General features: G+C 70.5%; 16 protein-coding genes. 10 read left to right on the forward strand and 6 right to left on the reverse strand.

Annotated features, from left to right (window positions below):
• Window positions 1-64: 64 nt before the first annotated feature.
• Window positions 65-2,374, reverse strand: a complete 2,310-nt coding sequence (locus tag ABZ374_RS30990; protein ID WP_360317258.1) for an MMPL family transporter — start codon at window positions 2,372-2,374, stop codon at window positions 65-67.
• A gap of 298 nt (window positions 2,375-2,672) precedes the next feature.
• On the opposite strand from ABZ374_RS30990, the gene ABZ374_RS30995 reads away from it, so the two are divergent.
• The 7 genes from ABZ374_RS30995 to ABZ374_RS31025 all read left to right on the forward strand — a co-directional run bounded on the left by ABZ374_RS30995 (window position 2,673) and on the right by ABZ374_RS31025 (window position 7,574).
• Window positions 2,673-3,887 (forward strand): sensor histidine kinase, encoded by a 1,215-nt coding sequence (locus ABZ374_RS30995; RefSeq protein ID WP_360317260.1) that lies wholly within the window; start codon window positions 2,673-2,675, stop codon window positions 3,885-3,887.
• Window positions 3,844-4,524: a response regulator transcription factor gene (locus ABZ374_RS31000; RefSeq protein ID WP_360317262.1), complete on the forward strand. Its 681-nt coding sequence runs from the start codon at window positions 3,844-3,846 to the stop codon at window positions 4,522-4,524. Before ABZ374_RS30995 ends, ABZ374_RS31000 begins: the two co-directional genes overlap by 44 nt.
• Window positions 4,525-4,770: 246 nt before the next feature.
• On the forward strand, window positions 4,771-5,187 hold the full coding sequence (locus ABZ374_RS31005; protein WP_360317264.1) for a hypothetical protein: 417 nt from the start codon (window positions 4,771-4,773) through the stop codon (window positions 5,185-5,187).
• Between the two features lie 93 nt (window positions 5,188-5,280).
• Entirely contained in the window at window positions 5,281-5,883 is a 603-nt protein-coding gene (locus ABZ374_RS31010) for a hypothetical protein (RefSeq protein ID WP_360317267.1), read from the forward strand.
• Window positions 5,884-5,964: 81 nt separating this feature from the next.
• Window positions 5,965-6,111, forward strand: a complete 147-nt coding sequence (locus ABZ374_RS31015) for a hypothetical protein (RefSeq protein ID WP_360317269.1) — start codon at window positions 5,965-5,967, stop codon at window positions 6,109-6,111.
• Window positions 6,108-6,512: a type II toxin-antitoxin system death-on-curing family toxin gene (locus tag ABZ374_RS31020; RefSeq protein ID WP_360317271.1), complete on the forward strand. Its 405-nt coding sequence runs from the start codon at window positions 6,108-6,110 to the stop codon at window positions 6,510-6,512. Before ABZ374_RS31015 ends, ABZ374_RS31020 begins: the two co-directional genes overlap by 4 nt.
• A 54-nt stretch (window positions 6,513-6,566) precedes the next feature.
• Window positions 6,567-7,574: a hypothetical protein gene (locus tag ABZ374_RS31025; RefSeq protein WP_360317273.1), complete on the forward strand. Its 1,008-nt coding sequence runs from the start codon at window positions 6,567-6,569 to the stop codon at window positions 7,572-7,574.
• A 67-nt stretch (window positions 7,575-7,641) separates the two neighbouring features.
• Here the strand turns inward: ABZ374_RS31025 and ABZ374_RS31030 are convergent, their stop codons facing one another.
• The 3 genes from ABZ374_RS31030 to ABZ374_RS31040 form a co-directional block, all read right to left on the reverse strand.
• Window positions 7,642-8,421, reverse strand: coding sequence for a tyrosine-protein phosphatase (locus ABZ374_RS31030; protein WP_360317275.1), 780 nt, complete (start codon window positions 8,419-8,421; stop codon window positions 7,642-7,644).
• 218 nt (window positions 8,422-8,639) lie between these two features.
• Window positions 8,640-10,823, reverse strand: coding sequence for a glycogen debranching protein GlgX (gene glgX, locus ABZ374_RS31035; RefSeq protein ID WP_360317358.1), 2,184 nt, complete (start codon window positions 10,821-10,823; stop codon window positions 8,640-8,642).
• Window positions 10,824-11,049: 226 nt separating this feature from the next.
• Window positions 11,050-11,379, reverse strand: a complete 330-nt coding sequence (locus ABZ374_RS31040) for a hypothetical protein (RefSeq protein WP_360317277.1) — start codon at window positions 11,377-11,379, stop codon at window positions 11,050-11,052.
• A gap of 434 nt (window positions 11,380-11,813) precedes the next feature.
• Here ABZ374_RS31040 and ABZ374_RS31045 point away from each other — a divergent pair, with 434 nt between their 5' ends.
• The 3 genes from ABZ374_RS31045 (at window position 11,814) to ABZ374_RS31055 (ending at window position 14,635) form a co-directional block, all read left to right on the forward strand.
• Window positions 11,814-12,278: an NAD(P)H-binding protein gene (locus tag ABZ374_RS31045; protein ID WP_360317279.1), complete on the forward strand. Its 465-nt coding sequence runs from the start codon at window positions 11,814-11,816 to the stop codon at window positions 12,276-12,278.
• 196 nt (window positions 12,279-12,474) lie between these two features.
• Window positions 12,475-13,752, forward strand: a complete 1,278-nt coding sequence (locus ABZ374_RS31050; protein ID WP_360317281.1) for an Ig-like domain-containing protein — start codon at window positions 12,475-12,477, stop codon at window positions 13,750-13,752.
• Window positions 13,753-13,861: 109 nt separating this feature from the next.
• Complete coding sequence (locus tag ABZ374_RS31055; RefSeq protein WP_360317283.1) at window positions 13,862-14,635, forward strand: enoyl-CoA hydratase-related protein; 774 nt, start codon at window positions 13,862-13,864, stop codon at window positions 14,633-14,635.
• Between the two features lie 104 nt (window positions 14,636-14,739).
• On the opposite strand, the gene glyA is transcribed toward ABZ374_RS31055, so the two are convergent.
• Both glyA and gcvH read right to left on the reverse strand, forming a co-directional pair.
• Window positions 14,740-16,008, reverse strand: a complete 1,269-nt coding sequence (glyA, locus tag ABZ374_RS31060; RefSeq protein WP_360317360.1) for a serine hydroxymethyltransferase — start codon at window positions 16,006-16,008, stop codon at window positions 14,740-14,742.
• A 32-nt stretch (window positions 16,009-16,040) separates the two neighbouring features.
• A complete protein-coding gene (gcvH, locus tag ABZ374_RS31065; protein ID WP_360317285.1) occupies window positions 16,041-16,415 on the reverse strand; it encodes a glycine cleavage system protein GcvH in 375 nt (124 codons plus the stop codon).
• Window positions 16,416-16,447: the final 32 nt, after the last annotated feature.

Raw genomic sequence — 16,447 nt, forward strand, 5'->3', positions numbered from 1 at the left:
CGGGTCACCGGCGCCGCCCCCTTCGGGTCGGGTGTCGCGTTGCGGGGGCGAGCCCGCGGCTCGGTCAGCCGTGCGGCTGGTCCGGGCGGTAGTGCTGCGGGTACGGCTGCCCGGGGTAGGGCTGCTGTCCCGGGTACGGCTGCTGCCCGGGGTAGGGCTGCTGCGCCTGGTAGTTCTGCTGTCCCTGGTACGGCGTGGGCCCGTAGCCGCCGGCCATCTGCGGCTCGGTCACCAGCGTGCGGTCCTGGTGGTCGTACGCCTCGGGCGTGCCCGTCCCGCCGCCGTGCCCTTTGGTCTTGCCGCCTCGGCGCGGCCACCACAGGCCCCGGCCCAGGATCGCGGCGATCGAGGGCACCAGGACGACGGAGAGCAACATCGAGGAGAGCAGGATGCCCACCGCGGTGGCGAAGCCGATCTCGGCGGTCGCGGGGCTGGCCGCCAGGCTGGCGAACGAGCCGGCCAGGACGAGTCCGGCCGTGGCGATCGCGGGCGCGGTGTGCTCGACCGCCTTGGCCACCGCCTTGCGGGCCGGGATGGGCTTGTCCATCTCCTCACGGAGCCGGTCGCTCATCAGGATGTTGTAGTCGGTGCCCAGCGCGACCACGAACAGGAACAACACCAGCGGCAGGGTGAAGGAGACACCGGGCCGGCCGATCATGTGCTGGAAGACCAGCGTGCCGGCGCCCAGGGTGGCCACGAAGCCCAATCCGACCGCGAGCATCAGCACGAGCGGCGCCAGCAGCGAGCGCAGCAACAGGAACAGGATCAGCGCGATCAGGATCGCAGCCACCGGGAAGACCAGCTTGAGGTCCTTGTTCACCGAGGCCGACACGTCGGCGAAGATCGCCGCCGTTCCGGTGATGTGCGCCTCGGCGCCGGTCGGGGTGTTCTTCGCGATGGTGCCCCGGACCGGGCCGGTGATCAGGTCACGCGCCTTCTGCGAGTCGGCCTTCGCGGCCAGGAACACATCGATCCGAGCGGCCGAACCGTCCGGGTTGAGGATCGGCTTGGCGACCTGGCCGACACCCTCGACCTTGCCCAGCGCACCGGTCAGCCCGGTCAGCGAGCGGGCGTCGAGCTTGCCGCCGGCCTTGGTCTGCACGTAGACGGTGTGCGGGTCGGACACGCCCGCCGGGAGCGAGCGGGAGATCTCGTCGGCGGTCCTGGTCGCGTTGGTGGTGGGCTGCCCCTCCTGGTCGTAGCTCATCTTGACGCCGACCACACCGGCGCCGAGCGCGCCCAGCAGGACCAGGCTGCCGACCAGGCAGCGCACCGGACGGGCGCTGACCTGCTCACCCAGTCGGGCGGCGAAGCCCGCCGGGCGCTCCTTCTTCCAGGCCCGGGCCGGCCAGAACATCCCACGACCGGTGACCGCGAGCAGCGCGGGCATCAGGGTCAGGCTGCCGAGCAGGGCCACCAGCACCGAGACCGCGATGGCCGGGCCGAGCACCTTGAACTGACCGAAGCTGGCGATGCCCAGGGTGGCGAACGCCGCCACGATGGTCAGCGCCGCGCAGGTGATCGCGTTGCCCACCTTGCCGGCGGTGATCCTGGCGGCCTCGCGCTTGTCCTGATCGGGGTTGGCGCGCAGTTGCTCGCGGAAGCGGAACATCAGGAACAGGAAGTAGTCGATGCCGATACCCAGGAGCACCACGGTGATCAGCGACGGCACGGACGGGTCCAGCTTGATGTCCAACAGCTTCGCGCTGCCGGCCACCGCGCCGGTGGCCACACCGCCGATCATCGTCACCGCGAGCAGCGGCAACAGAGCGGCCAGGACACTGCGGAAGACCACCACGTTCAGCAGGATGATCAGACCCATCGTCAACATGCCGACGAGGGCCTCGGTGTCCTCCGTCTCGTCCATGTTGTCGATCGTGGTCGCGAGACCACCGGTGAATCCGATCCGGAATCCGGCGGCCTCGTAATCGGTCTTCGCCAGATCACGGGCATCCCGATAGACGTCCTGGAGACCGACGTCGTTCATATTGCCGCTCAAGGACATCGAGACGAGCTGGAACGTCCCGTCCGGAGCCACCACCCCGGGGGTGTAGCGCGGGGTCTGCGAGAAGTCCTTGGCGAACTGCTCCGGCTCCGCCTCGATCTTCTTCCCGGCCAGCGCCGCCGCGGTGTCGGCGACCTTCTTCTGGTCCGCCGGGCCGATCTTGGCGCCGTCCGCACGGGCCACCAGCACGGTCACCATATTCGGGTCCGGCTTTTCGTCGAACTTCTTCTCGGCGATCTGGAGAGCCGCTGCCGAGTCGTATTTCTTCGGCAGGAAGTCGCCGGTCGAAGAATCGGTGACGCTGTTCATCAATGGTTGCCCGACGGCGGTCAGAGCGAGACCGAATACCGCCCAGACGATAATGGTCATCCATCGATGACGAGTGGCGAACGCGGTTGTTCTACGGATCATTTTCCTTCTCCGCCGGCGGGTCGAAACGCGGGAGCTCGATACGGGAACTCCGGATTGACTCAAGGTCATCACGCGCACCCCCCTGCGGACATCGACCGCGGGAACGGCTGTGGACCGGGACCTCGGTCCGGGAGTACCGCGCAACCAGGACTGGGGTCCGGGGCCGGGGATCGTCTTCGATGAGGTTCAGGAAAGGGGGCGCAGAGGATGGAATGGGTCGATACGAACCATGCGGAACCACGAAGGAGGTCTGCGGATGGGCGTCGACCATCGCGGTGCGGCGGACGGGCGCCGGGTCTTCCCGCGGCGGCGCGACGACCTGCTGATCGCGCTCGGCTGCGCCGCGGCCGACGTCGCCTCGTTCCTGGCGGCCGATCACGACCGCGGGCCGCGGGCGATCGTGCTCGCGCTGCTGCTGCTCGTGGCGGGCGGCGCGGCGACGATCGGGCGCCGCCGGTATCCGGTGCAGGTGCTGCTCGCGGTGGCCGCGTCGTACCTGGCGCTGGTCGTCACGGTCCCGCCGACCACGTACAACTTCGGCCTGTCGATCACGGTCGGGCTGTACTCGGTGGCCCGCTACCGACCCCCGCGGGTGGTCGCCGTCGCCGGTGCGGCGACGTGGGCGAGTCAGGTGGCGGGCAGCGTTCGGATCGGCTGGTCGCTGCCGACGGCGATGCTCACCTATCTGCTCGCGATCTGTGTCGCGAGCGCGGCCGGTATCGGCGTGCGCCGGTGGCGGGACCAGGTGGAGCAGAACCGACAACTGTTGGCGGACCGGGCGGTGACCGAGGAGCGCCGGCGGATCGCCCGCGAACTGCACGACATCGTGGCGCACCACATCACCACGATGTATCTGCTCTCCGGCGGCGCGCGGGCCACCCTGGCCCACGATCCGCAGACCGCCCGGGGTGCGCTGGTCACGCTGGAGTCGTCCGGCCGCACGGCGCTGCACGAGATGCGCCAGTTGTTGTGCGTGCTGCGCGGCACGGACGTCGCCGAGGAGGCGCCCGCGGAGCCGCAGCCCGGCATCGAACAGATCGACCGGTTGATCACCGAGTCGCGCGCGGCCGGTCTGCCCGTCGAGTACGAGGAACTCGGCGAGCCGCGGGCGCTGCCGCCGGCCACCGCGCTCACGTTGTACCGGATCGTGCAGGAGGCGCTGACCAACGCGCGCAAACACGCGGGCGACGCGCGCGCCTTCGTGCGGCTGGAGTACGGATCGGACCGGGTCGTGGTGGAGATCTGCGACGACGGCGACGGCGGTGCGCCGACGATGCCCGGCGGCGGGTACGGTCTCCTGGGTATGCGCGAGCGCGTCGCCGTACATGGCGGCACGCTGGAGGCGGGCAGGCGACCCGGCGGCGGGTACCGCGTGGTCGCGCTCGTGCCGCTGCTGCCGATGGAACCAGGAGAGGACCGGAACCCAGATGAGCGTGGACGCATCCCCGATCACCGTGCTGCTCGCGGATGATCAACCGCTCGTACGTCGGGGGCTGGCCCTGATCCTGCGCTCCGACCCCGGCATCGAGGTGATCGGCGAGGTGGGCGACGGCGCCCAGGCGATCGAGGAGGCGCACCGGCTGCGCCCGAACGTGATCCTGATGGACATCCGGATGCCGGTGCTGGACGGCGTCAAGGCCACCGCGCGGCTGACCGAGGAACTGCCCGAGTGCCGGGTGCTCGCGCTGAGCACGTTCGACATGGACGAGTACGTGATCGGCGCGCTGCGTGCGGGCGCGATCGGCTTCCTGCCCAAGGACGTCTCGCCCGAGGACCTGATCGCGGCGGTCTACACCGTGCACCTGGGCGAGGCCGCGGTCGCGCCGAGGTTGTTGACCCGGCTGATCGAGTCCTTCGTCAAGGCCCCTTCGGCCCCGCAACCCTCGACGACCGCGTTGCGCGACCTGACCCCGCGCGAGGTGGAGGTGCTGCGGTCGATCGCGGCGGGCCTGGACAACGCCGAGATCGCCCAGGCGATGAGCATCGGCGTGCAGACCGTCAAGAACCACGCCACCGGCCTCTTCGCCAAACTCGGCGTCCGCGACCGGGCCCAGGCGGTCGTCTTCGCCTACGAATCGGGCCTGGTCCAGGCAGGCCGCACGCCGTAGCCCGGCCCATCGCCGGCCCGCCGACGACTCCCGGTCGCCCGCGTGCGCTTCGTCGGCGGAACCGGGTCGATCCCTACCGCGAGCCGTACCCGAACCGACGGGTCTCGGTGGGCCTTGCGGTTTCGGATGGGCCGAACAGGTGACGCAAGTGCATCAACTCGTGAGTGTGGCACCCACGGTCGGGTCCGACGGGTTGGGATGGAGTTCGCGGGGGTCCGCCACGACCCGATGAAGGTGTGCAGTGCCATGACCGACTCCGCCGGCTCGGCCGGCAATCCGTACGCTCCGCGCCTGGTCGCAGCCGGGCAGACCTTCGACGTGATCGAGATCGATGCGCGGTTGGGGCGGGAGGTGGTGAAGCACCTGCGGGCCGCGGGAGTTCGGGTCGGGCCGGTGATCCACGACCGGCGCTGCGCCAAGATGGGCTTCCTGGTCCCGGTCACCTCGCCTGCCCGCACGCGTCTGCGCGACCACCGCGGCCCCAGTCGGCACGGCCTGGGGGCGTGGGTCACCTTCCCGCCGCCGCGCGGTGAGACCGGGTCCCTGGTCTGGTTCGTCCCGCCCACCGAAAACGCGATTCCCACCCCGCTCGCCCCGCTCGACACCGCCATCATCCGCGCGGCGGCCACCCTGATCGAGCACGGCCGCGCCCCGAAGGAGTGAATCGGGCTCGGCGCGGATATCTCTCGTCAAGGGTGGGAGCGCGCCCATACGATGCGGCCCTGGACGCGCGGACGGGGGCGACGGATGGGTGTGGTGGGGCGCAAGGTAGGGGAGTTACGCGGCGAGGTGGTCGGGCAACTCCGGTGCCGGCGGCGGATTCGGCAGTGGATCGCGATCGGGTTCGTGCTCGGGCTGCTGATCGGCGCGGGGCTGGCCGCGGGCGCTGCGGCGCTGTACTGGCCGGAGAAGGACAAGCCGCTGAAGATGACCATGCGCGAGTGGGAGATACCGGTCAAGGCCCCGGACGTGCTCAGTGGGCCCGCGACGTTCACCGTGCAGGGCCTGACCTGCGGTATCGAGTGGATCACCGGCACTCACGCCGAGCACTTCGCCCAGGGCCGCCTGTGCCGGGTCAAGGTTTCCATCGCCAACCGCTCGCTGGCCACCGTGCAGATCGCCAACCTGGAGCAGCGCCTGGTCCTGCCGGACGGCAGCCGCCCGGGCATGGACCTGGAGTCGATGGAGATCAAGCGCCAACTCCGCGAGTTCACCCTCGGTGCCTCCGACACCCTGGTCGAAGACCTGTGGTTCGACATCCCCAAGGACGTCTTCCCCATCGCGATCCTGCTCCGCGCCAACCCCGACACCCCGCAGGGCCGTACCGAACTCCCGCAGCGGAACTGGTCGAAGAAGTGAGGACCCTCGGCGCGTCCCCGGCACGCCCGGCGTGCGGAAAACGGCTTCGTGCGGCGGGTGGTGGGGTCGTAGGGTGCGCGCATGGGTGAGCAGGAGCAGCAGTCGCAGGCGGCCGCGCGCATGGGTGAGCGGGAGCAGCAGTCGCAGGCGGCCGCGCGGGTTCGCGACTTGGCTCGGCGGTTCGCCGAGCGGCATCCGGAGTTGTTGCGCCGGCTGAAGGAGGCGTGAGCGACGTGTATTTGCTGACTGCCGCCGATGCGATCGCCGTGGCCGAGGAGACGACCGGGAATCCCGGGATTCGTGACGTCGGGTTGATCGAGTCGGGGGTGGCCCGGCCCGGGGCGAGTGCGTTCGGGGTCGATGCCTATCCCGACCCGTGGGCCAAGGCCGCCGCGTTGTTGCACTCGATCGTGGCCAATCACCCGTTCCTGGACGGCAACAAGCGCACCGGGTTGGTGGCCGCCGCGGTGTTCCTCGAATACAACGGCGTCGAGGTCGGACTCCTCGACGAGGACGCGGTGTTCGACCTGATCATCGCCGTGGCGGATGGTTCGCTGAGCGAAATCCGGCCGATCGCCGACGCGTTGCGGGTCGCGCTCGGCGGCCGAGCCGACGACGACACCCCCTAGCATCGGGGCGAGTCGGCGCCTGTACGGGGGCGCGTCGTCGAGGAAGGCGTGCTTGTGACGCAGTCGTTCCATCCGCCCGGATCCGCCGGAGTCGAACGCAAGGCGATGTTCGCCTTCGGCTGGATTCCGCTGCCGAAGCGAGTCGCCGAGCGTTACTTCGTGCCGGACTATCGGCTGATCGGGCGGGACGTGACCCTGGAGCGGGTGCGCGCGATCCGGTCCTGGCTGGGTCTCGGCGTACTGGTCTGGATCGCGGTGACCTACGGTGGCGGCGAGGACGCCGCCCAGGGCTGGATGGCGAGTTTCGTCGCGTCCGTGTTCGTGGCGATCATCGCGTGCCCGATCGCGGTGGCGATCATCGTCGGGCTGACCCGCTCGGACGTGCGGGCCCAGACGCGCAAGAGCCTGATGTTGCCGCTGCGTTCGCTCGGCCTGTTCGTGGTCGTCTCGGTGGCCACGCTCGGCGGCCTGACCGCGCTGGCGTACGGCTCCCAACAGATCAACGCGGGTGCCGACGTGGGTTCGTTCTTCCTGACGGTGCTCGGCCTGGCCGTGTCCGTGTGGGTGTTGCGCTTCTGGTTCCTCGCGGTCCGGGCGATTCCGCAGCACCTGTTCCGCGCCGTGGACGGACACCCGTTGTTGCCCGCGGTGATCGCGCCCTGGCTCTCCTGGTGCGGCGCGCTGGTCGACCTCGGCGACGGCGGCGGCAAGGGCGCGTTGCCGACCGGGGTACGGCTGATCGGCACGCTCGGCGGCCCGGTCACCATCACCGTGATGTCGCTGTGGGAGATCCGCCGGGTGCGCAGCCGCTACGGCGTCACCTTCCGCGGCGGACCGCATCCGACCCGCCGGCCGGAGCCGGTCCCGCCGCCGATGCCGCTGTTCCCGAACCAGGCCGCCCCGTGGCAGCCGCAGCCCCCGCAGGGATTCTTCCCGCCCGGCTTGCCCGGCGCGCCGGCTCCGCCGTACCGGGCGCCCGATCCGCAACAACACCCGGCCTGGCAGCGGCCACCGTCCGGCCACCACCGGCCCCCGCCGCCCTGGGGCCCGCCGCGCGGCTGATGCAATCGCGCACCGCCGGGGGCACCGGCCCGATCCGGCCCACCCCCGGCGCACGGCGACGAGCGTGTCAGTGCGTCGACAACCGGTCCCGCAACCGTGCGACCTCCGCGTCGGTCAGCCCCAGGCCCTCGCGCACATAGCCCTCGACCGACCCGTACCGTTCCTCCGCCGCCGCGAACGCCGTGTTCAGGTAGTCCTCGTGCACGTCGAAGACCGGCTTGAGGTGCGCCGGGTCGAAGCCGCGCTCGGCGATGTGCCGGAGAATCTCGCCGTTCTTGCCCTCCAGGTGCTTCGCGCTGGCCAGGTAGTCCTCGACGATGGTCGCCCGCGGCACCCCGAGCAGGGTCAGCAGCACCGCCGAGGTCCACCCGGTCCGGTCCTTGCCCTGCGAACAGTGGAAAACCGTCGGCACTTCGACGGCCGCCATCCGCGCGAACACCTCGCGGTAGGCGGCCCGGGCGCCCTCGGTGGTCACGAAGCGCCGGTACACCTCGCACATCAGGTCGCGCCCGGCGGTGCCGCCGAGCAGTTCGCCCGCCCGGTCGGGGTCGGCGAACACCTCGCCGAACAGCTCGTCGTTCTGCCGCCCCATCACGTCCGCGATCAACAGCTCGGCGCCCGCCGGCACCCGGTCCGGCTCGCGGTCGCGCTCGGTGTCCGAACGCAGGTCGATCACCAGGCCGATACCCAGCCGCAGCAGCGTCGCGGCGTCCGCGGCATCCACCTCGCCCAGGCCGTCGGAGCGGTACACGAGGCCGGTGCGCACCTTGCGGCCGTCGGCGGTGGCGTGCCCACCCGCGTCACGGAAGTTCGGGGCGGTGACCAGGATCGGCGTCGGGGACGTCATGGTGCGCGGTCCTTCGCTGCGAGGAGATGCCGGGCGAGCGGATGCCGGACGGGCGGCTGCCGGGGTGAATACCTCCACCCTACGCGAGCGTACGGCCCGGGTCGGCGCTGCCCGCGCGCGTCGATCCCGGCGTTCACACCCGGTCATCGGGACGTTCGTTCCCGGCCATCCCGGCGCCCCACACCGACCGCGCACCGCCGCGGGACCGGGCCGAAAAGCTAGGTGGGCGCCCACACCGCGTGCTCGACCCGTAACAACATCGCCGAGCGCCCGGCCAGCCGCAGTCCGCTGCCACCCGCGACCGGCTCGCTGTACCGCGCCATCGGGTCGCCCTCCAGCGCCGTGTCCAGGACCACCTCGTAGCTGTGCGCCCACGGCTCGTCCGGCAGCGTGAAGCGCATCGGCTGCGAGGACGCGTGCAGGATGAACAGAAAGCTGTCGTCCACGATGCGCTCGCCGCGCGGGCCCCGGCGGTCGATGTCCAGGCCGGACAGGTACATGCCCAGCGTCGCGGTCGGTGCGAACCAGTCCTTGCGGGTCATCTCGCGCCCGCCGGGTGTGAACCAGGCCAGATCGCGCAACCCGTCCGGTGCCACCGGGCGGCCCGAGTAGAACGCCCGTCGGCACAACACCGGATGCGCCCGCCGCAGTCGGATCAGCCGGGCGGTCAGATCGAGCAGCGGTCGCCACTGCGGCGAGTCCAGCGCCGACCAGTCCAGCCAGGACAGCTCGTTGTCCTGGCAGTAGGCGTTGTTGTTGCCCGCCTGGGTGCGGCCCATCTCGTCGCCCGAAGTGATCATCGGGACCCCCGTGGACAGCAGCAGGGTGGTCATCAGATTGCGGATCTGCCGCTTGCGCAGCGAGACCACGTTGGAATCCGACGTCTCGCCCTCGTACCCGTGGTTCCACGACCGGTTGTTGTCGGTGCCGTCCCGGTTGTCCTCGCCGTTCGCCTCGTTGCGCTTGCGCTCGTAGGTGACCAGGTCGCGCATGGTGAAGCCGTCGTGCGCGGTGACGAAGTTGATCGAGGCGTACGGGTTGCGCCCGTCGCGCTGGTACAGGTCGGACGAGCCGGACAGCCGGTAGGCCAGCCCGCGCACGTCCGGGCGGGCACCGCGCCAGAAGTCGCGGACCGCGTCCCGATACTGGTCGTTCCACTCGGTCCACAGCGGGGGGAACGCGCCCACCTGATAACCGTCGGCGCCCAGGTCCCACGGCTCGGCGATCAGCTTGACCCGGGACAACACCGGATCCTGCGCGATCACGGTCAGGAACGAGGACAGCTTGTCCACGTCGTGCGTCGACCGGGTCAGCGCCGCCGCCAGGTCGAACCGGAAGCCGTCCACGCCCATCTCGATCACCCAGTAGCGCAGCGAGTCGGTGATCAACCGGAGCACGTGCGGCTGGACCACGTTGAGCGTGTTCCCGCAGCCGGTGAAGTCGGTGTAGTGCCGACCCCCGTCGGCCAGGCGGTAGTAGCCGCCGTTGTCGATGCCGCGAAAGCACAACGTCGGTCCGGCCGGGCCGCCCTCGCCGGTGTGGTTGTAGACCACGTCCAGGATCACTTCCAGCCCGGCCGCGTGCAGCGTGTGCACCATGTCCCGGAATTCGTGCACCTGGGCGCCGCGCCCGCCCGCCGAACTGTAGCCGGCGTGCGGCGCGAAGAAGCCGACCGTGTTGTAGCCCCAGTGGTTGGTCCGGGCGCCGCGCAACAGGTGTTCCTCGGACACGAACTGATGCACCGGCAGCAACTCGACCGCGGTCACCCCGAGCCGGACCAGATGGTCGATCGCCGCCGGATGGGCCAGGCCCGCGTAGGTGCCGCGCAGGTGGTCCGGGATGCGCGGGTGGCGTGCGGTGAAGCCCTTGACGTGCAACTCGTAGATGACGCTCTCGGCCCACGGGATCTTCGGCCGCCGGTCCTGCGACCAGTCGGCGTCGTCCGCCACGACCACCGACTTGGGCACGTACGCCGCCGAGTCGCGATCGTCGCGCACCGTGTCGTCCCGGCCGCGCACGTGCCCGAACACCGCGTCGTGCAGCACGAAATCGCCGTCCACGGCCCGCGCGTAGGGGTCCAGCAGCAGCTTGGCCGGGTTCCAGCGGGCACCGCGCGCCGGATCCCAGCGCCCGTGCACGCGGTAGCCGTATCGCTGCCCGGGTCGTACGCCCGGCACGTAGCCGTGCCAGACCCGAAAGGTCTGCTCGCGCAGCGGCAACCGGCTCTCCCGCAGCGTCCCGTCGGGCCCGTCCTCGAACAGGCACAGGTCGACCGCCTCCGCGTCGCCGGCCCACAGCGCGAAGTTGGTGCCCGCGCCGTCGAAGCGCGCACCGAGCGGCAGTCGGCGGCCCGGCCAGGGCGGCGGCACATGGCCGTTGGCCGCGGCCGATCGGCCGAGCACGCCACGCGTGTCGACCTCGGGGTCCGTCGATTCCCACTCGAGCGTCAAGGCCCGCCTCCCGTCCCGGTCCCCAGGATGTTCCCGCCGGGGCCCCACGCCTACACGCCCGCGCCCGGATCCGCCCGCGCCGGCCCCGCCCCGATACGCCGCTGCGGCGGCATCCCCCGGGGGATGCCGCCGCAGCGGAGTGACGATCGGCCGGGTCGGTGCGGCCGATCGGGTCTGCTCAGAACCAGGGGTGCCAGTGGTGGGCGCCGCCGGCGTTGCCCTGGTCGATCACCACTACGCCCGAGTTGCCGTTGACGCCCGCGGTGTTGTTCTGATTCGAGGCACCCGCGCCGGTCGCGCTCTGCTGGGTGGCGTTGTAGTTGCCGTCCACGCCGCCGAGCACGTTCCCGCTGCCACTGTTGGTGGTGGTGGAGGTCGTGGTCGAGGCGGTCGAGCCGTTGTCGCCCACGGTTCCGTTGCCGCCGTCGGCGGAGGCGGCGCCGGCGCCCAGGAAGAGCAGGCCGGCGGCCAGGGGGGCGACGGCGAGGGTACCGAGCTTGCGGTTCATCTGGATCCTCCGTGTGTTGCGGATCCGGGCGGGGCCCGGGGCATCCCATCAGGTGCACGGGTCACCGCGGGGGGCGAACGATCCGGACCCCGAGGCGACTTCGTGTGAACAAGCTGTCGCAAACAGTGACAACAAATCCAGTCGTCCGGCCCGGCTTCCCCCGGGAGAGTGACATGGGAGCCCTGAACATCCAACGAGCGCCGATACGCAGGGTTGTGGCCGAGGTCGGATTTCCGCCTACCGGCTCAATGGTTTCGGCCATTGTGGCCGGATTTCATGGCTTTATCGATGAACGGTGAGTGACCGTGGCCGTGTTCCCTGCCGGCGGAGCGCGGGCAAGCGCCTCAAGTCGCTTCGCGAGCCCCCGTCGGACGGCGCCTGCTTCCGTCCGCACGCGAGCTTTGCGAAGGCCGGGTTTGGGTTAGGTTGCCGTCATGCCCGTCGTGGTCACCGGAGCCGATCAGCCCCTCGGTCGTGCCGTCGCGCTCGAACTCGCGGACTCGGCGGGGGAGGTGCGGGCCACCGTCCGCGATCGCGGCGCGGTCGGCGCGTTGCGCGCGGCCGGCATTCGGGTCGCGGTGAGCGACCTGTGCGACCCGGGACGACTGGGCGCGGTACTCGAAGGCGCGCACACCGTGTTGCACCTCGATCGCGGCGCCGGCGGGGACGGTTCGCCGGGTGACACGTGGGAGTGGTTGCTGGAGGCCGCGGAGGGTACGGATCTCCAGCGGATCATCACGGTCCTGCCACAGCCCCCGACCCTTCCCCTGCCCCGAGCGGGCGAACGGGAGTACGAATTGATCATCCGTCAGTTGCCCCCCGGCGGGGCCGATCGGCCGGTGTACCCGGATCCGGCGCTGGTCCACGAACTGGTGGCGGCCGATCGGCGGGCCCGGTGAGGCGCGTATGCGCGGCGCGCTCGCGGTGAACGAACGCCCGTTGTCCCAGAGGATGGCACGGATCACCGCATTTGCCCGCGAGTACCCGGGACTTCGGAACCGCGTTGGATGTTCGATTCGTCACATGGGATGTGAGATGTGGTTCTCGGCCCAGGCCGGGTTACGGCTCGGCTCCGGATGAAGGGACTACCCGTTCATGTCAGCAGGATCGAAGTCGCTCTCGTCGAAGCGGTCGCCGGCCCGATGGCGTGTGGTGCCCGCACTGATGCTCGGCGCGCTCCTGCTCGTGTCGGGTTGCAGCTCCGACGACGGCAAGGACTCGGGCCGGAAGGCCGAGGGAGGGAACACCTCCACGGCCAAGGGTGATCGGAAGAAGGGCGCCGATCCGGCCGCGATCACGCTGACCCCGGCGGACGGCGCGACCGCGATCGATCCGCAGGCGCCGATCACCATCGCGGTCAACGGCGGAAAGCTCGGCGAGGTCAAGGTCGTCAACGCGCAGAACGAACCCGTCGACGGCGCACTCGACCCGGACGGCAAGACCTGGAAGCCCAAGGTCGCCTTCACCCTCGGCGGCAGGTACACGGTCAGCGCGACCGCGACCAACGCCGACAACACGCCCACCACCGCCCGCGCGACGTTCGGCACCGTGTCCGGCGACAAGAAGGTCACCGCGAGGTTCAGCCCCGAGGACGGCGCGACCGTCGGTGTCGGCTTCCCGGTGTCGCTGACCTTCGACTACCCGGTCCGCAATCGGGCCGCGGTGGAGAAGGCGCTGTCCGTCGAGGTGGAGCCCAAGGTCGAGGGTGCCTGGCACTGGTTCGACAACACCCGGGTGGACTACCGGCCCAGGGACTACTGGGCGCCCGGCACGAACGTGAAGGTCAACCTGAACCTGCGCGGCGTCGATGTCGGCGACGGCGCGATCGCCAACCAGTTCAAGAGTTACAGCTTCAAGGTGGCCGCCACCAAGCGCATCGCCATGGTGGACGTGCAGGCGCACACGATGAAGGTCTACGAGAACGACCAATTGATCAAGACCATCCCGATCACGGCCGGCAAGTCGCCGAAGTACAGCACCTGGAACGGCAAGATGGCGATCACCGAGAAGTTCGAGAAGACCCGGATGAACTCGCAGACCGTGGGCCTGGGCAGCGAGTACGACATCGACGACGTGCCGTTCGCGATGCGGATCACCACGTCGGGCACCTTCGTGCACGGCAACTACTGGGCCGATCCGAGTGTCTTCGGCAGCGAGAACACCAGCCACGGCTGCGTCTCGATGACGAAGGAGAACGCCAAGTGGCTGTACGACCGGGTGATTCCGGGCGACGTCGTGGACATCTCCGGCTCCGACGAGCGCACCGTGGACCCGGACAACGGCTTCGGCGACTGGAACGTGCCGTGGGACAAGTGGATCGCGAGCGGTACGCCGGGCGGCGGCGCGCCGACGACCACGACACCCACGCACTGACGCATCGACGTCCTGACGCGCCGACGCACCGCGGCCCCGTCTCGGCTGCGCGGGGGGCCGGCGCCTAAGGTCGGATCCGGTACATCAGGGCTGACCAAAGGAGAGCGTCATGGGCGAATTCGTCAACCTGGAAGTGGCCGACGGCGTCGGCACCATCCGGCTGAGCCGGCCGCCGATGAACGCGCTGAACCGGCAACTCCAGGAGGAGTTGCGGGCGGCGGCGCACGAGGCGGGCGAGCGGGCCGACGTGCGCGCGGTCGTGCTCTACGGCGGTGAGAAGGTGTTCGCGGCGGGTGCGGACATCAAGGAGATGGCCGACATGACCTACGTCGACATGGTCGACCGGGGGGCCGCGCTGCAGTCCGCGTTCACCGCGGTCGCCGAGATCCCCAAGCCGGTCGTTGCCGCGATCACCGGCTTCGCGCTCGGCGGCGGTTGCGAACTCGCGCTGTGCGCGGACGTACGGGTGTGCGCCGACACCGCGAAGCTGGGCCAGCCGGAGATCACCCTGGGCATCATCCCGGGCGCCGGCGGCACCCAGCGGCTGCCCCGGCTGATCGGCCCCGCCAAGGCCAAGGACCTGATCTTCACCGGCCGCTTCGTGGCCGCCGCCGAGGCGCTCGCGATCGGCCTGGTGGACCGGGTGGTGCCGGCCGAGGAGGTCTACGCCGAGGCGGTGAAGTGGGCCACGCAGTTCGCCAACGGCCCGGTCTACGCACTGCGGGCGGCCAAGGAGGCGATCGACCGCGGCCTCGACGTCGACCTGGACACCGGCCTGGAGATCGAACGCCTGCAGTTCACCGCGCTGTTCGCGACCGAGGACCGCTCCACCGGCATGCGCGCCTTCGTGGCCAAGGAGAAGCCGAAGTTCACCGGTCGCTGATCCCGGGCGCCCGGCGCGGCCGGCGCGAAACGGCCGCGGGGCCGCAGGGCGAGTGCCCCGCGGCCCCGCGGCCGTCGGTGTGAACGTGGATCCGCGCGATGGGATCAGATGTTCGGGTACAGCGGGTGCTTCTGCGCCAGAGCCGTGACGCGCGTGGCCAGGGCCGCCTTGCGGGCGTCGTCGAAGCCGGGGAGGAGGGCCTCGGCGATGATGTCGGAGACCTCCTCGAAGTCGGCCTTGTCGAAGCCGCGGGTGGCCAGCGCCGGCGTGCCGATCCGCAGGCCGGAGGTGACCATGGCCGGGCGCGGGTCGAACGGGACCGCGTTGCGGTTGACCGTGATGCCGATCTCGTGCAGCCGGTCCTCGCCCTGCTGACCGTTGAGCTCCGAGTCGCGCAGGTCGACCAGGACCAGGTGCACGTCGGTGCCGCCGGTGAGCACGGTGATGCCCGCGTCGGTGACGTCCTTGCGGGTGAGCCGCTCGGCCAGGACGACCGAGCCCTCCAGGGTGCGCCGCTGGCGGTCCTTGAAGTCGTCGGACGCGGCGACCTTGAAGGCCACCGCCTTGGCCGCGATCACGTGCTCCAGGGGGCCACCCTGCTGGCCCGGGAAGACCGCCGAGTTGATCTTCTTGGCGTACTCCGCCTTGGACAGGATGACGCCGCCGCGCGGGCCGCCCAGGGTCTTGTGCGTCGTGGTGGTGACCACGTCCGCGTACGGCACGGGGCTGGGGTGCAGACCCGCGGCGACCAGGCCCGCGAAGTGCGCCATGTCCACCATGAAGTACGCGCCGACCTCGTCGGCGATCCGGCGGAACTCGGCGAAGTCGAGCTGCCGCGGGTAGGCCGACCAGCCGGCGATGATCAGCTTGGGCCGGTGCTCCTTGGCCAGGCGCTCGACCTCCTCCATGTCGACCCGGTGGGTCTTCTCGTCGACGTGGTAGGCGACCACGTTGTAGAGCTTGCCGGAGAAGTTGATCTTCATGCCGTGGGTGAGGTGGCCACCGTGGGCCAGGTCCAGGCCGAGGATCGTGTCGCCGGGCGTGAGCAGCGCGAACATCGCGGCGGCGTTCGCGGACGCGCCCGAGTGCGGCTGCACGTTGGCGGCCTCGGCGCCGAACAGGTCCTTGACCCGGTCGATGGCGAGCTGCTCGACCACGTCGACGTGCTCGCAGCCGCCGTAGTAGCGCCGGCCCGGGTAGCCCTCGGCGTACTTGTTGGTCAGGACGGAACCCTGCGCCTCCAACACCGCCACGGGGGCGAAGTTCTCGGAGGCGATCATCTCCAGGGTGTTCTGCTGGCGGTGCAGCTCGTCGGTGAGGGCGGCGGCGACCTGCGGGTCCACCTCGCTCAGCGGACGGTCCAGGATCGTCACGGTTGTCAGCTCCTCGATCGGGTCGATCTCGATCATTCGCCGCAGAACGCGGCGTACTCGTCGGCCGACAGCAGGCCCTCGGCCTCGCCGTCGATGCGCACCTTGAACAGCCAGCCCGTCCCGAAGGGGTCGGAGTTCACCAGAGCGGGGTCCTCGGCGACCGCGTCGTTTATCTCGACGATCTCGCCGGAGACGGGCGCGTACATGTCGCTGACCGACTTGGTGGACTCCAACTCGCCGCACGGCTCGCCGGCGACGACCTGTTGGCCGACCTCGGGAAGCTGGACGAACACCACGTCGCCGAGCGCGTCGGCCGCGTGCTGGGTGATGCCCACGAGGGCGGGGGAGGCCGCCTCGTCGAGCCACTCGTGTTCCTTGCTGTAGCGCAGGTGCTGGGGTGCGTGCACGGGTCCATTCTCCATTCGAATGAGGTGAGTCT

Origin of the sequence: Embleya sp. NPDC005971 (assembly GCF_040629175.1) — a bacterium.
In the GTDB taxonomy this organism is placed as follows: Bacteria; Actinomycetota; Actinomycetes; order Streptomycetales; family Streptomycetaceae; genus Embleya.

Coding starts and splice junctions, on each gene's coding strand:
- ABZ374_RS31055 (WP_360317283.1), top strand. CDS start 13,862: ATGGGCGAATTCGTCAACCTGGAAGTGGCCGACGGCGTCGGCACCATC.
- ABZ374_RS31000 (WP_360317262.1), top strand. CDS start 3,844: ATGAGCGTGGACGCATCCCCGATCACCGTGCTGCTCGCGGATGATCAA.
- ABZ374_RS31050 (WP_360317281.1), top strand. CDS start 12,475: ATGTCAGCAGGATCGAAGTCGCTCTCGTCGAAGCGGTCGCCGGCCCGA.
- ABZ374_RS30990 (WP_360317258.1), bottom strand. CDS start 2,374: ATGACCATTATCGTCTGGGCGGTATTCGGTCTCGCTCTGACCGCCGTC.
- ABZ374_RS31040 (WP_360317277.1), bottom strand. CDS start 11,379: ATGAACCGCAAGCTCGGTACCCTCGCCGTCGCCCCCCTGGCCGCCGGC.
- ABZ374_RS31015 (WP_360317269.1), top strand. CDS start 5,965: ATGGGTGAGCAGGAGCAGCAGTCGCAGGCGGCCGCGCGCATGGGTGAG.
- ABZ374_RS31030 (WP_360317275.1), bottom strand. CDS start 8,421: ATGACGTCCCCGACGCCGATCCTGGTCACCGCCCCGAACTTCCGTGAC.
- ABZ374_RS31005 (WP_360317264.1), top strand. CDS start 4,771: ATGACCGACTCCGCCGGCTCGGCCGGCAATCCGTACGCTCCGCGCCTG.
- ABZ374_RS30995 (WP_360317260.1), top strand. CDS start 2,673: ATGGGCGTCGACCATCGCGGTGCGGCGGACGGGCGCCGGGTCTTCCCG.
- ABZ374_RS31045 (WP_360317279.1), top strand. CDS start 11,814: ATGCCCGTCGTGGTCACCGGAGCCGATCAGCCCCTCGGTCGTGCCGTC.